The organism is Pseudomonas sp. xss_4, assembly GCF_043104125.1.
Classification (GTDB): Bacteria; Pseudomonadota; Gammaproteobacteria; order Pseudomonadales; family Pseudomonadaceae; genus Aquipseudomonas; species Aquipseudomonas parafulva_B.
This window is the reverse complement of sequence record NZ_JBICKJ010000089.1, coordinates 63,749-77,827: the sequence shown is the minus strand read 5'-3', so window position 1 is coordinate 77,827 and position 14,079 is coordinate 63,749. Positions and strand designations below refer to the sequence as shown.

Here is a 14,079-nt window from a genome sequence, read left to right as displayed (position 1 = left end):
TAAGGTGAACAATTACATGCAAGCAGTGCGTAACTGGGCTACCCGTTGTGCGCCGTGGTTTGGTGCGGTGAGCCTGTTTGGCGCTGTACAGCTGGCCGAGGCTGGCGACTACGACAACTCGCCCCAGGTGGCCGAATTCGTTGGCCAGATGAGCCGCGACCATGGTTTTGCCCCAGAACAACTGATGGGCGTGTTCCGTGAAGTGCAGCGCAAGCAGTCGATCCTCGATGCGATTTCGCGGCCCGCCGAACGGGTCAAGCCCTGGAAGGAATATCGCCCCATGTTCCTCACCGACGCGCGCATCGCGCGGGGCGTGGACTTCTGGCGTCAGCACGAGGCCGTGCTGGCGCGGGCCGAGCAGGAATACGGGGTGCCGGCACAATACATCGTGTCGATCATTGGCGTTGAAACCTTTTTCGGGCGCAACACGGGCAACTTCCGGGTGCTTGACGCGTTGTCCACCCTGGGCTTCGATTATCCCCCCCGCGCCGAATTCTTCCGCAAGGAACTGCGTGAGTTCCTGCTGCTGGCCCGTGAAGAACAGCTCGATCCCCTGACTCTCAAGGGCTCCTATGCCGGGGCCATGGGGCTGCCGCAGTTCATGCCCAGCAGCTTTCGCAACTATGCCGTGGACTTCGACGGTGATGGGCACATCAACATCTGGACCAACCCCGATGATGCCATCGGCAGCGTGGCAAGCTACTTCAAGCGCCATGGCTGGATGGCCGGAGAGGAAGTGGTCAGCCGCGCAACCGTGCAGGGCGAGCGCGCCGATCAAGGCCTGACCACCGGTATCGAGCCGGCCAGCACGGTCGGACAGTTGCGTGCCCTTGGCTGGTCGGTTCATGATTCGCTGCGCGATGATCTGCCCGTCACGGCCTTCCGCCTGGAGGGTGAGAACGGCCCCGAGTACTGGGTGGGGCTCAAGAATTTCTACGCGATCACTCGCTACAACCGCAGCGTGATGTATGCCATGGCGGTGCATCAGCTTGCGCAACAGCTGGTCCAAGCACGGGGCGTCAACTAATGCGCGCAATTTTCTCTACCACTTCCTTCAAACTGATCACCTGCGCAGCCATCGGCCTGGCATTGGTCAGTTGCTCCTCCAGCCGCCCGGCGCCCAAGAGTTCCAGCGGTGCGAGCGTGGTGCGCAGCCAGCCCGGCCTGGACATCAACCGTGCCCACAAGGACGGTGCGCCGTGGTGGGATGTGGACGTCAACAAGATCCCCGATGCCACGCCCACCCTGCACACCGGCAACTACAAGGCCAACCCCTACACCGTCCTGGGCAAGACCTACTACCCGATGCAGGATGCGCGCAACTACCGCGCCGAGGGCACGGCGTCGTGGTATGGCACCAAGTTCCATGGCCAGAACACCGCCAACGGCGAGCTGTACGACCTGTACGGCATGAGTGCCGCGCACAAGACACTGCCACTGCCCGCCTATGTGAAGGTGACTAACCTGGCTAACGGTCGCAGCGTTATCCTGCGGGTGAACGATCGCGGCCCGTTCTATTCCGATCGCATCATCGACTTGTCGTACGCGGCGGCGAAGAAGCTGGGCTACGCCGAGATCGGCACTGCCCATGTACGCGTCGAAGGCATCGACCCCCAGCAGTGGTGGGCGCAACGTGGCCAGACGCCACCCATGGTGCTCAAGGAGCCCCAGGTGGCCCAGACCCAGGCGATCCCGGCCAGCTCCGGTCGGGTAGAGCAGTGGACGCCGCCGCCACAGCAGCATGCAGCACCGGTGGTGCCGGTGCAGGTGGGCGGCAACAACGTGCCTGCTGGCACTGGCGGCAGCTTCCTGCAAGTCGGCGCTTTCGCCAACCCGGATGCGGCCGAGCTGCTGCGCGCCAAGCTCAGCAGCATGGTCAGCGCACCGGTGTTCATCAGCTCGGTCGTGCGTAACCAGCAGACATTGCATCGTGTACGCCTGGGGCCGATCAACAGCCAGGGTGAAGTCCAGCAGGCGCAGAACAGCATTCGCCTGGCGAACCTAGGGCAGGCCAAGCTGGTCACAGCTGACTGACCAGGCGTCCCGGCAGGATGACCGACCCCTCGCGCACGGTATGAACAGCCTGCGTGTGGGGTTCACCTACGGGCAAGCACGGTGCAATGTGGCGGTTTTGTCATGAATTGACAGGCTCAGCCATGTACAATGCCGGTTTTGCCCGCAGCGGCACCCTGTCGCACGTTGCCGGGCCAGGCCTCAGGCCAATAACTAGACTGACCGGTGCTGGGCCGTGTGCTTGCCCAGAAAACATCTCCAGACCATTAAGCGATTTTCGAGAGACGGATGAACATCACCAACCTTGCCAAACGACTTTGCTTGCCCGTATTGCTCCTGCTCACTCCGGTAGCCTTCGCGGCCGAGCAGATGACGCCCGCGCCGCCTCAACTGGCAGCCAAGTCCTACGTACTCATGGACGCGTCCAGCGGCAACGTGCTGGTCGAGAACAACGGTGACGAGCGTCTTCCGCCAGCCAGCCTGACCAAGCTGATGACCGCCTACATCGCCACGCTGGACATCCGCCGTGGCCAGATCGGCGAAAACGACCCGGTGACCGTCAGCGAAAACGCCTGGCGCACCGGGGGCTCGCGCATGTTCATCAAGGTGGGCAGCCAGGTGACCGTCAGCGACCTGCTGCACGGCATCATCATCCAATCCGGCAACGATGCGTCCGTCGCCCTGTCCGAGCACATCGCCGGCAGCGAAGACGCGTTCGCCGACATGATGAACAAGACCGCTGCCGACCTGGGCATGACCAACAGTCACTTCATGAACCCCACCGGCCTGCCGAACCCGGAGCATTATTCTTCTGCTCACGACATGGCGATCCTGGCCCGTGCGATCATCAACGTCGATCCGGCTCACTACGCCATCTATTCGCAGAAAGAGTTCTTCTGGAACAACATCAAGCAGCCTAACCGCAACTTGCTGTTGTGGCGTGACAAGACCGTGGACGGCCTTAAGACCGGCCACACCGAAGAGGCTGGCTACTGCATGGTGGCGTCGGCCGTACGTGACGGGCAGCGCCTGATCGCCGTGGTGTTCGGTACCAATAGCGAGCAGTCCCGTGCTGCCGAAACCCAGAAGCTGCTGACCTACGGTTTCCGCTTCTTCGAAACCCAGACCTTCTATCAGAAAGGCACCGAGCTGACCAAGGCGCCGGTCTGGAAAGGCGCCACCAGCGAAGTCAAGGCAGGCCTTGCCGAAGACCTGACCATGACCATGCCCAAGGGCCAGCTTAAGCGCCTGCAGGCTTCGATGACCATGAACCCACAACTGACCGCACCTATTGCCAAGGGTGACGTGATCGGCAAGGTTGAAGTCAAATTGGACGACAAAGTGGTTCACAGCGCCGACCTGATCGCCCTCGATGGCGTCGAGGAAGGTGGTTTCTTCCGCCGTATGTGGGATAGCATCCGTCTATTCTTCTACGGGTTGTTCAACTGACACGTGACCTGCACACCCCCGCGTGATCGCGGGGGTGTTGTTGTTGCCACGGCTTGCGAGGCCGTTTCCGCCATGAGCGAACCAGACGTCAAGTCTCATAAAATCGAATTTCCCTGTGCCGACTACCCGATCAAAGTCATTGGTGACACTGGTGTCGGCTTCAAGGACACCGTGATCGAAGTGCTCAGCAAATACGCCAAGGTCGATCTTTCCACGCTGGCCGAACGCCAGAGCAAGGAAGGCAAGTACACCACCGTGCAACTGCACATCGTGGCCGAAAGCGAAAACCAGCTCCACGACATCAACAGCGCCCTGCGTGCCACCGGCATCGTGAAAATGGTGCTGTGATGCCCGGCTGCCTCGGTGTCCGCGAACTTGGCCTGCAGCCCTATGAGCCGGTGCTCGAGGCCATGCGGCGTTTCACTGAGCAGCGCACTGCCGATACCCAGGATGAAGTCTGGCTGGTCGAACACCCGCCGGTCTTCACGCAAGGGCAGGCTGGCAAGGCCGAGCACCTGCTGGTGCCGGGCGATATCCCCGTGGTGCAGGCCGACCGTGGTGGCCAGGTGACCTATCATGGGCCAGGCCAGCTGGTGGCCTACCTGCTGCTGGATGTACGCCGCCTGGGCTTTGGCGTACGCGACCTGGTCAGCCGCATCGAGCGCAGCCTGATCGCTTTGCTCGATGGCTACGCGGTGCAGGCCGCTGCCAAACCCGATGCACCCGGTGTGTATGTGGACGGCGCGAAGATCGCTTCGCTTGGCCTGCGTATCCGCAACGGCCGCTCCTTTCATGGCCTTGCCTTGAACGTGGACATGGACCTGGCGCCCTTTTGCCGAATCAACCCCTGCGGTTATGCGGGGCTGGCGATGACCCAGCTGCGTGACCTGGCAGGCCCGATCGAACTCGACGAGGTCAGGACAAGGCTGCGCGAACAGCTGGTCAAGCACCTCGACTACGCAGAGCAGACGACCCTCACGGGCGGAATCGACTGAATATGACTACTGTGCAAGAAGCCGTGCCGAACCTGATCCCAACCCAGGACGCTACGCCGCGCTCCGCCCCCAAGAAGGTCGAAGCTGGGGTCAAGCTGCGAGGCGCCGACAAGGTCGCGCGCATCCCGGTCAAGATCATCCCCACTGACGAGCTGCCCAAGAAGCCTGACTGGATCCGTGTGCGTATCCCGGTCTCGCCCGAGGTAGACCGCATCAAGCAACTGCTGCGCAAGCACAAGCTGCACAGCGTCTGCGAGGAGGCCTCCTGCCCGAACCTGGGCGAGTGCTTCTCGGGCGGCACCGCCACCTTCATGATCATGGGCGACATCTGCACGCGCCGCTGCCCGTTCTGCGACGTGGGGCATGGCCGTCCCAAGCCGTTGGACGTGGACGAGCCGAAGAACCTTGCGGTGGCCATTGCCGACCTGCGCCTGAAGTACGTGGTCATCACCTCGGTTGACCGTGATGATTTGCGCGATGGCGGCGCCCAGCATTTCGCCGACTGCATCCGCGAAATCCGCGCTTTGTCGCCAGGCGTGCAGCTTGAAACCCTGGTGCCGGATTACCGGGGCCGTATGGACGTCGCGCTGGCGATCACGGCTCAGGAGCCGCCGGATGTGTTCAACCACAACCTCGAAACCGTGCCGCGTCTGTACAAGGCCGCTCGCCCGGGTTCGGACTACGACTGGTCGCTGGACCTGCTGCAGAAGTTCAAGCAGCTGGTACCGCATGTTCCTACCAAGTCTGGCCTGATGCTCGGGTTGGGCGAGACCGACGAAGAAGTGATCGAGGTCATGCACCGCATGCGCGAGCACGACATCGACATGCTCACCCTGGGTCAATACCTGCAGCCATCGCGCAGCCACTTGCCGGTACAGCGTTTCGTGCACCCTGACACCTTCGCCTGGTTCGCCGAGGAAGGCTACCGCATGGGCTTCAAGAACGTCGCTTCCGGCCCGCTGGTGCGCTCGTCCTACCATGCCGACCAGCAAGCGCACGAAGCCAAGATCAAACTCTGATCTGACCGTAAAAAGAGAAATGCCGATGCGCCGCAAGGCCGCGTCGGCATTTTTTTTTCTACCAGCCAAGCCGTAAGCTGTTTGTGACAAGCCGTATGGAGTTGCCCGATGAACTGCGTAGAACCTTCTGCCTTGCCACTGCGCAAGGCCATTGAGCCCGATGCCTGCTTTGCCGTGGTTGCCCCGGCAGGCCCGGCGCGTCTGGATGTGCACAAAGCGGCCCAGTGGTTCGCCGAGCGCGGCTACCGCTGCCGGGTCTATCCGGGTGCGACTCAGTCCGAGGGCTACCTGGCAGGCGCCGACGCGCAGCGGCTACAGGATCTGCACGACGCCTTCCGGGACCCGTCCATCGACGCGGTTCTGTGCATGCGTGGCGGCTACGGCAGCATGCGCCTGCTGGACAAGCTCGATTTCGAGCTGTTGCAACACCACCCCAAGCCTTTGATTGGCTACAGCGATATCACCGCCTTGCATGCGGCGCTCTACCGTCACACGAGGATGATCAGCTTCCACGGGGCCATGCTCAACGCCGACCTGCTGGGTGGCAAGCAGGCACCGACCGAATCGTCGCTGGTGGCGCAGTTGAGCGGGCAGGTGGCAGCCGGTGACCCGATCACGCACCCGACGCAGTTCACCTTGCACACGGTCTTCCCCGGCCTTGCCAGTGGCCCGCTGCTGGGTGGGAACCTGTCGATGCTGGGTGCGACCCTTGGGACCTTGGCAGAGCTGGATACCCAGGGCTGCATCCTGTTCATCGAAGACGTGAACGAGCCGTTGTACCGAGTCGATCGCCTGCTGACGCAGTTACGGCTAGCCGGCAAGCTAGAAGGCATCAGGGGTGTGCTGGTAGGGGACTTTGCTGGCATTACCGCGGCGGCGCTGGCACCGCTGCTGCGCGACACGTTCGGCCCACTGGGCGTCCCTGTGCTGGCCGGATGGCGCAGTGGGCACTGTGACCCCAATATCTGCCTGCCGCTAGGTGCCCGAGTAACGCTGGACAGCGAGCGGCAGCGCCTGGTGCTGGAGCAGGCGTTGTTCCAGGCATGAGCCTGGCGCCAAGGCCACCCCAGGGTCACGGTTACCGTGCCCAGGGGGACCCGCATTGTTGCCAGTCAGCGAGAGCGTGTGGCTACCGTAGGCTCTCCAGGAGCTTGTGCGTCGGATAGCCATCGGCTGGCCAGCCCAGGCCCTGCTGGGCATTACGGATGGCCTTGCGGGTGTTGGCGCCAATGATCCCATCGGCGTTGCCCGCCTCAAAGCCCTTGGCATTGAGCAAGTTCTGCAACTCCATGCGCTCGCTACGGCTCAGGGGGGTGTCGTCCTTGGGCCAGCTGCCAGCGATGAAGCCCCAGCCGGTGAAGCGATCGCTCAGGAGGCTGACGGCCAGCGCGTAAGCCGATGAGTTGTTGTATTTGAGAATGGCGCGGAAATTGTCGAGAACCAGGAATGCCGGGCCTCGCGCGCCAGCGGGCAGCAACAGGGCGGCTGGCAACTCATTGCTACCGGCTGGCAACTGCGTACCAGCAGGCAGTGTCAGGCCCATGGCCAACCATTCGGCGATCGGCTTGCGCGAGGTCCCGTCAGCTTGCCAATAATCGAAGCCTGCCGGTACCTGCACCTCGAACCCCCAGGGTTGGCCACGCTTCCAGCCTGAGCTTTGCAGGTAGTGTGCAGTGGAGGCCAAGGCATCGGGCGTGCTGTTCCAGATATCGCGGCGGCCATCGCCGTCGAAATCCACGGCATGGGTGTTGTAGGTGGTCGGGATGAATTGGGTCTGGCCCATGGCGCCGGCCCAGGAGCCGCGCATCGCATCAGGCTGAATATCACCGTGCTGGATGATCTGCAGGGCGGCAATCAGCTGGTCTTGGGCAAACTGTGGGCGTCGTCCTTCGTAGGCCAGGGTGGCCAGGGAGCGGATCACTGACTTGCTGCCCTGGAACTGGCCGAAGTTGCTTTCCATGCCCCATACCGCGACCAGGATCTGGCGATCAACGCCGTAGCGCTGTTCCAGGCGGGTCAGCAGCTCGGCGTTCTGCTCCAGCAGCCTTTTGCCGTTGCGTACGCGTACGGGGGATAAGGCACCTTCCAGGTATTCCCAGACTGGCCGGGTGAACTCTGGCTGGCTTCGGTCAGCCTTGATCACGTCCATGTCCGGCGTGACGCCGAGAAACGCCTTGTCGAAGATTTCCGGGGCAATGCCCGCTTGCAGGGCCTGTTGGCGGAAACCTGCTTGCCACTGGGCAAAGGTTTGGGACGGCTGGATATCTGGGTTGCTGTCTGGCGCCTTGCCAGGTGCATTCACGACAGGTGCCGGCTGCGCCTGGGCGAGGGGCAATGCATCGGCTGCCGTGGGTTTTTCCGCACAGGCAACGAGCAGGATGAAGCTGGAGGCCGCAACGAGCTGGCGGGTTTCCCAACGAGGAAAAAGACGGTAGAGCATGCACAGGTCCAGGTCTGCAGGTCAGGTGATGACCATATCATGCCTGCGCTACGGATGCCTTCATGCCGCCAAAAAGTAAGAAGCCTCCCAATCTCTCGATTGGAAGGCTTCGCGGCGGTAGCTGCCCTTGCCTTTCTCCGGCCGTTCCTGACGGCAACGGAACAGGGGCTGGGCGACGATGGACTTGGCCTTGTTATGGCCTTGCTTGTTTGGTTTTTTGCTCATGAAGGTGGTTCCTGCGTTGGGACGGTGCGGGCTGCACTGTGCAGGCTTGGCCGTGGGCAGGCCAATTGATTGTTTATATGGTCGTGAGTGTCATCCAGGCCTCATGAGGCGGCTTGCCGGCCATGGCCAACAAGCGCGGGCTCTATAGGCAGGGCTTCGACTATTGGGCAGGCAGCGCTAGGCGCTGGCCGGCCATCAGTAGCACCAGGCGCGCCAGGCCTGTCCAGGGAGAACCTTGCGCCTGGCCCTTGATCTGGGCGTCGATACGCTGGGCGTCCTGCAGCAGCTGCGACCAGCGCTGGGCGGGTAACCGCTGCAGGGCCTTGCTAACCAAGGGGCGGCGTTTGTCCCAGATGGGTGGGCGTGCCTGGCTGAAGGCCTTGTCCAGGGGAACGCCCTGGCTGAACTGCTGGGCCAGGCCCGCCAGTTGCCGCAGTTCACGGGCCAGGGCCCAGAGGATCACCGGGGGCTCCACGCCTTCGCCGCGCAGGCCTTCGAGCATGCGCAAGGCATGGGCGGCTTCACCCTTGAGAATGGCGTCGACCAGCCCGAAGACATCGAAGCGCGCGCTGTCCGCCACCGCGGCCTGGACCGTTTCCAGGGTGATGACGTTGCCCTCGGCCAGCAGCTTGAGCTTTTCGATTTCCTGCGCGGCCGCGAGCAAGTTGCCCTCCACGCGCGCAGCAATCAGGTCCACGGCGTCACGCTGGGCACTCAGGCCTGCCTGTTGCAACCGCTGATTGATCCATTGGGGCAACTGATGCGCGTCCACGGGCCATATCTGGATGAACTGGCAATGATCACCCTCGACCAGTGCCTTGCCCCATTTGGTCTTCTGCGCGCTGGCATCGAGCTTTGGCAAGCTGATCAGCAGCAGCGTGTCTTCGGCAGGGCGGGCGCAGTATTCCAGCAACGCGGCAGCGCCCTTGTCACCCGGCTTGCCCGAGGGCAGGCGCAGTTCCAGCAGGCGTCGCTGGGCGAAAAGCGACAGGCTCGCACCCGCTTGCAGCAGGGTGCCCCAATCGAAGTTGGCATCGGCACTGAATACCTGGCGCTCGTCGAAACCTTGCTGGCGGGCGGCGCTGCGGATGGCGTCGGCCGCTTCCTGGCACAGCAACGGGTCATCGCCGCTGACCACGTAGACGGGCGCGAGTGAGCCTTGCAGGTGTTTGGTGAGTTGAGCGGGGGCGAGTTTCATGGCATCGGGGGCAGGGCGCCAGACAGCGCCCTGCACGGGCTCAGTTGCCCGGCACTTCCAGCGGCGACTGCTGCGGTGTCTCGGCCTGCTGGCGACGCGCGGCTTCCAGCGCATCCGCTTCGGCCTTGGCACGCTCATCGGCCTTGCGCTGCAATTCATCGAGCTGGGCAGGGGTGAGGTTTTGCAGGCGCACGATCATGGCATTGACCAAGTCGCGGCGCATCTCGTCACGGGCGCGTTTGGCATCCTGCTCGGAACCGGTGATGTTCGAGGCGTCACGCACATAGACCTTGCGCACTTCGACCTTGTCGCTGGTCAGCTCCAGGTTGTTCAGGCCCTGGATGCTGTAGTCCAGCTCGGTGGTGAGCTCGAATTCCGCCGTGCGGTTGCCGCTGTTGTAGGTAACGGCGCGCTGGCGCTCCTGTTCGTTGGTCAGCACCAGGCGGTAAGGTGCGCCTGCGTGGACGTTCACGCCGCTGCGCTCGAGCACTTCGCGCAGTTGAATCACGGTCGGGCCGTAGGCGTTGCGCGCGCTGACGTCCATCTCCTTGACGCTCATTTCGCTGGTGCCCGTGCCGCGCAGCTGGAACCCGCAGGCGCTGAGCATGACCGCCAGGCCAACTACCAGCAGATTGCGTTTGATCATGTTGTTGCTCCCTCGTGAGCCTGTTCCGCCCGTGCGCAGAGCCTGCGAACGGGCGTTGCCATCAGTTGGCGACGATATTGACCAGTTTGCCCGGCACTACGATGACCTTGCGGATGGCCAGGCCATCGATGAAGCGCAGGACATTCTCGTTGCTGCGCGCGGCGGCTTCGACTTCTTCGCGGCTGGCTGCGGCTGGCATCTCGATCTGGCCACGCAGCTTGCCATTGACTTGCACCACCAGGGTCACGGTGTCCTGTACCAGCGCGGCTTCATCCACTGCAGGCCAGGCGGCATCGATGACGGCCTGGTCATGGCCCAGTTGCTTCCACAGCTCGTGGGAGATGTGCGGCGTGATCGGGGCCAGCAGCAGGGTGACGGCTTCGAGGCCTTCCTGCAGCAGGGCACGGTCTTGTGCGGTGGACTGCGGCGCCTTTTCCAGCACGTTCATCACGGTCATCACCTGGGCGATGGCGGTGTTGAACTTGTGGTGCTGGCCTACATCGGTACTGGCTTGCTTGATGGCGGCGTGGATGGCGCGGCGGATCACTTTCTGCGCGTCATCCAGGGTTGCCACCTCCAGCTTGCCAGGCAAGCCCTGGGCAACGTGGGCCTGAGCCAGGCGCCAGACGCGGCGCAGGAAGCGGCTGGCGCCCTCCACACCTGAGTCGGACCATTCCAGGCTCATGTCGGGCGGCGAGGCGAACATCATGAAGAGGCGGCAGGTATCGGCGCCGTACTGTTCGATCATCGACTGGGGATCGACGCCGTTGTTCTTGGACTTGGACATCTTCTCGGTGCCGCCGATTTCAACCGGCAGGCCATCGGTCTTCAAGCGTGCGCCGACGATCTTGGCCTTGGCATCGCGCTCGACTTCGACATCGGCCGGGTTGAACCAGTCCTTGCCGCCGTTGCTGGCGACGCGGTAGTAGGTTTCGGCCACGACCATGCCCTGGGTCAGCAGGTTCTTGAACGGCTCGTTCGAGGTCACCAGGCCTTCGTCACGCATCAGCTTGTGGAAGAAGCGCGCATACAGAAGGTGCAGGATGGCGTGTTCGATGCCGCCGATGTACTGGTCGACCGGCAGCCAGTGGTTGGCCGCTTTCGGGTCTACCATGCCGCCTTCGTAGTTGGGCGAGGCGTAGCGCGCGAAGTACCACGAGGACTCGACGAAGGTGTCCATGGTGTCGGTTTCGCGTTTGGCCGCAGTGCCGCACTTGGGGCAGCTGCATTCGTAGAATTCGGGCATGCGCGCCAGCGGCGAGCCTGCACCGTCCGGTACCACGTTTTCGGGCAGGGTAACCGGCAACTGGTCTTCCGGCACCGGCACATCGCCGCAAGACGGGCAGTGGATGATCGGAATCGGGCAGCCCCAGTAACGCTGGCGGCTGATGCCCCAGTCGCGCAGGCGGAACTGGGTGCGGGACTTGCCCAGGTCCTTGCGCACCAGCGCCGCTTCGATGGCGTCGAAGGCGCCGGCGAAATCCAGGCCGTCGAATTCGCCGGAATTGATCAGCTGGCCATGCTCGCCATAGGCAGCCTGCCACTGGGCGCCCACCTCGTCACCGGCACTGGTACGCACCACGGCCTTGACCGGCAGGTCGTACTTGCGGGCGAACTCGAAATCGCGTTCGTCGTGGGCTGGCACAGCCATGACTGCACCGTCGCCGTAGTGCATCAGCACGTAGTTGGCGACCCATACCGGCAGCTTCTCACCGGTGAGCGGGTGCTCGACCAGCAGGGAAGTGGCCATGCCCTTCTTTTCCTGGGTGGCCATGTCCGCTTCGGCCACGCTGCCGCCCTTGCATTCATCGATGAAGGCTTGCAGCGCCGGGTTGCCCTGGGCCGCCTGGGTGGCCAGCGGATGCTCGGCGGCGACTGCCACGTAGGTAGCGCCCATCAGCGTGTCCGGGCGGGTGGTGAAGACTTTCAGCGTACCGGTGTGGCCAATGCTGGCCTGATCGTACGGGAACTGCACTTCCATGCCGCGGGACTTGCCGATCCAGTTGCGCTGCATGGTCTTGACCTGCTCAGGCCAGCCCGGCAGCTCGTCGAGGCTTTCCAGCAGCTCGTCGGCATAGTCGGTGATGCGGAAGTAGTACATCGGGATTTCGCGCTTTTCAATCAGCGCGCCGGAACGCCAGCCGCGCCCGTCGATGACCTGTTCGTTGGCCAGCACGGTCTGGTCAGCCGGGTCCCAGTTAACGGTGCCGTTCTTGCGATAGATGATGCCCTTCTCGAACAGGCGGGTGAACAGCCACTGCTCCCAACGGTAGTAGTCGGGCTTGCAGGTGGTGACCTCGCGGGCCCAGTCGATGGCAAGGCCCAGGCTCTTGAGCTGGGTCTTCATGTAGTCGATGTTTTCGTAGGTCCACTTGGCCGGGGCGACGTTGTTCTTCATCGCCGCGTTTTCGGCAGGCATGCCGAAAGCGTCCCAGCCCATTGGCTGCAGGACGTTCTTGCCCAGCATGCGCTGGTAGCGGGCAATAACGTCGCCGATGGTGTAGTTGCGCACGTGGCCCATGTGTAGCTTGCCGCTCGGGTACGGGAACATCGACAGGCAGTAGTACGTGTCCTTGCCTGGCTGTTCGGTAACAGCGAACGATTGTTGCTCGTCCCAGAATGTCTGGGCGGCGGCTTCGATATCACGGGGCGTGTATTGTTCGTGCATGGCTACTTTTGGCTGAGAGAGAGGAGACCTTTCCAGGCAGCGAACCTCGCTGCGTCCGGCACTCCGGTGTCATCGGGAGTGAACGCCGTAGCATACAGCAGCGCCGCGCATCGTGGGAAACGTTCGTTGCGAATGGCCGCTGGTCGCAGCGTCGGGCTGCTTTTCGCAACGACGCTAAGCTCTCGGGTGGGGGAGATAATCGTTATCTTCAATGAGGTGAACGAATGGGAGAGTCGCAGCTACCTGCAGGAAAACCAGAACTCTATGAGCGCCTGATCGATAGGCTCGGGCTTGCCCTGGATACAGCCAGAACGTCCATGCGACTTCGGGACGAGGCGCCAGCCGAGTTGGAGTTGCGTGGTTTGAGCCGCGCCGAGTTCGAGGTGATCAAAACTTATCTGGATACCTTCCAGAAACGCGCCGACGAGGCTGCAAACCTCAGGCCGCAAGCTGAACCTGCGTCGGCCAGGATCATCTGGCTCAAGGAGATCAAGCGCACAGTGCGCACGCCACGCCCACGCAAGGCCTCCCGCCGCTAGGGGTTTGCGCGGCGCCTTTCAAGGGTTTGCACAGTAATCCGACCTTGATCGACGCCGGCCATGTTGTTGGCCGGCGCCGATGCTTTTAGTCTGCACACCTTCGAAGGAGGTGTGCATGCCCATTCGGTATTTCATCAAACAGTGGTTGTTACCCCCAGGCGTGCTGTTTCTCCTGCTGCTTGCAGCCTGGTGGCTGCGCAGGCGTCGCCCCCGGCTGGCCGCTGTGTGCTTTGTGGCAGGGCTAGGCGGGCTGTGGATGACCAGCTTGCCGGTGGCCGTTCAGTACCTGGCAAGAGCCCTGGAGACGGAGCCTGCGCTAGCCGGGCAGGACTGGGCTGGCCTCAAGCAGCGGGCCGATGCCATCGTCGTGCTGGGCGCAGGGCGTGAACGGGGCGACCCTGCCTGGGCGGGTGTCGACCAGCCGACGCCCACGGCCTTGGAGCGGCTGCGCTTTGCCGCTCGCCTGGCCAAGGCGTCCGGGCTACCGGTGCTGACCAGCGGCGGGCTGCACTACGGCACACCACCCAGCGAGGCGCAGCTGATGGCCGACAGCCTGCATGACGACTTCGGCATTGAGGTGAAGTGGTTGGAGCAGGCGAGCCGCACCACCTGGGAAAATGCCCAGCACTCGGCGAGTGTGCTTGAGCCGTTGGGGATACGCCGCGTCGTGGTGGTGACCCAGGCCTGGCACATGCAGCGCTCACGCTGGAGCTTCGAGCAGGCAGGTTTCGAAGTGGTACCCGCGCCAGTCGGCTTCCTCGGCCGTGATCCGGCGCGGCCATTCGGTGGTTGGCTGCCGGAAAGCCGGGCCATGTGGCAGAGCGGGCAGTTGCTCAATGAGGTGGCTGGGCTGGTGGGGTATCGGTTGTTCTACTGAAAGGGCTGAG

Annotated in this window: 14 protein-coding genes; 9 read left to right on the top strand and 5 right to left on the bottom strand. The window is 63.1% G+C overall.

Annotation, left to right across the window (positions count from 1 at the left end; all coding sequences use genetic code 11):
• Positions 1–16 precede the first annotated feature (16 nt).
• The 7 genes from mltB (at position 17) to ACF8GB_RS18730 (ending at position 6,523) form a co-directional block, all read left to right on the top strand.
• The gene (mltB, locus tag ACF8GB_RS18760) at positions 17–1,027 is read left to right on the top strand and encodes a lytic murein transglycosylase B (protein ID WP_058638948.1); all 1,011 of its coding nucleotides are present in this window, start codon (positions 17–19) and stop codon (positions 1,025–1,027) included.
• The gene (locus ACF8GB_RS18755) at positions 1,027–2,034 is read left to right on the top strand and encodes a septal ring lytic transglycosylase RlpA family protein (RefSeq protein WP_058603534.1); all 1,008 of its coding nucleotides are present in this window, start codon (positions 1,027–1,029) and stop codon (positions 2,032–2,034) included. The genes mltB and ACF8GB_RS18755 overlap by 1 nt, the downstream gene beginning before the upstream one ends.
• Positions 2,035–2,301: 267 nt before the next feature.
• Positions 2,302–3,462, top strand: coding sequence for a D-alanyl-D-alanine carboxypeptidase family protein (locus ACF8GB_RS18750; RefSeq protein WP_023534573.1), 1,161 nt, complete (start codon positions 2,302–2,304; stop codon positions 3,460–3,462).
• Between the two features lie 72 nt (positions 3,463–3,534).
• A complete protein-coding gene (locus ACF8GB_RS18745) occupies positions 3,535–3,810 on the top strand; it encodes a DUF493 domain-containing protein (RefSeq protein WP_058603535.1) in 276 nt (91 codons plus the stop codon).
• The gene (gene lipB / locus ACF8GB_RS18740) at positions 3,810–4,457 is read left to right on the top strand and encodes a lipoyl(octanoyl) transferase LipB (protein WP_058638951.1); all 648 of its coding nucleotides are present in this window, start codon (positions 3,810–3,812) and stop codon (positions 4,455–4,457) included. Before ACF8GB_RS18745 ends, lipB begins: the two co-directional genes overlap by 1 nt.
• Before the next feature lie 2 nt (positions 4,458–4,459).
• On the top strand, positions 4,460–5,476 hold the full coding sequence (lipA, locus tag ACF8GB_RS18735; RefSeq protein WP_058603537.1) for a lipoyl synthase: 1,017 nt from the start codon (positions 4,460–4,462) through the stop codon (positions 5,474–5,476).
• Positions 5,477–5,584: 108 nt separating this feature from the next.
• On the top strand, positions 5,585–6,523 hold the full coding sequence (locus ACF8GB_RS18730; protein ID WP_196185787.1) for an LD-carboxypeptidase: 939 nt from the start codon (positions 5,585–5,587) through the stop codon (positions 6,521–6,523).
• Positions 6,524–6,605: 82 nt separating this feature from the next.
• Here ACF8GB_RS18730 and ACF8GB_RS18725 read toward each other — a convergent pair whose 3' ends face one another.
• The 5 genes from ACF8GB_RS18725 to leuS all read right to left on the bottom strand — a co-directional run bounded on the left by ACF8GB_RS18725 (position 6,606) and on the right by leuS (position 12,653).
• On the bottom strand, positions 6,606–7,916 hold the full coding sequence (locus ACF8GB_RS18725) for a lytic murein transglycosylase (protein ID WP_058638953.1): 1,311 nt from the start codon (positions 7,914–7,916) through the stop codon (positions 6,606–6,608).
• Positions 7,917–7,976: 60 nt separating this feature from the next.
• Complete coding sequence (gene arfA / locus ACF8GB_RS18720) at positions 7,977–8,141, bottom strand: alternative ribosome rescue factor ArfA (protein WP_027915252.1); 165 nt, start codon at positions 8,139–8,141, stop codon at positions 7,977–7,979.
• 160 nt (positions 8,142–8,301) lie between these two features.
• The gene (gene holA, locus ACF8GB_RS18715; protein WP_058603540.1) at positions 8,302–9,339 is read right to left on the bottom strand and encodes a DNA polymerase III subunit delta; all 1,038 of its coding nucleotides are present in this window, start codon (positions 9,337–9,339) and stop codon (positions 8,302–8,304) included.
• 40 nt (positions 9,340–9,379) lie between these two features.
• Positions 9,380–9,985 (bottom strand): LPS assembly lipoprotein LptE, encoded by a 606-nt coding sequence (gene lptE / locus ACF8GB_RS18710; protein ID WP_145253609.1) that lies wholly within the window; start codon positions 9,983–9,985, stop codon positions 9,380–9,382.
• Between the two features lie 61 nt (positions 9,986–10,046).
• Positions 10,047–12,653 carry a leucine--tRNA ligase gene (gene leuS, locus ACF8GB_RS18705; protein ID WP_392527441.1) on the bottom strand — a complete coding sequence of 869 codons (2,607 nt, stop codon included), beginning with the start codon at positions 12,651–12,653 and terminating at the stop codon, positions 10,047–10,049.
• A 224-nt stretch (positions 12,654–12,877) separates the two neighbouring features.
• Here leuS and ACF8GB_RS18700 point away from each other — a divergent pair, with 224 nt between their 5' ends.
• Both ACF8GB_RS18700 and ACF8GB_RS18695 read left to right on the top strand, forming a co-directional pair.
• Positions 12,878–13,192 carry a hypothetical protein gene (locus ACF8GB_RS18700; protein WP_392527440.1) on the top strand — a complete coding sequence of 105 codons (315 nt, stop codon included), beginning with the start codon at positions 12,878–12,880 and terminating at the stop codon, positions 13,190–13,192.
• A gap of 115 nt (positions 13,193–13,307) precedes the next feature.
• Complete coding sequence (locus tag ACF8GB_RS18695) at positions 13,308–14,069, top strand: YdcF family protein (protein WP_058638958.1); 762 nt, start codon at positions 13,308–13,310, stop codon at positions 14,067–14,069.
• The last annotated feature ends 10 nt before the right edge of the window (positions 14,070–14,079 follow it).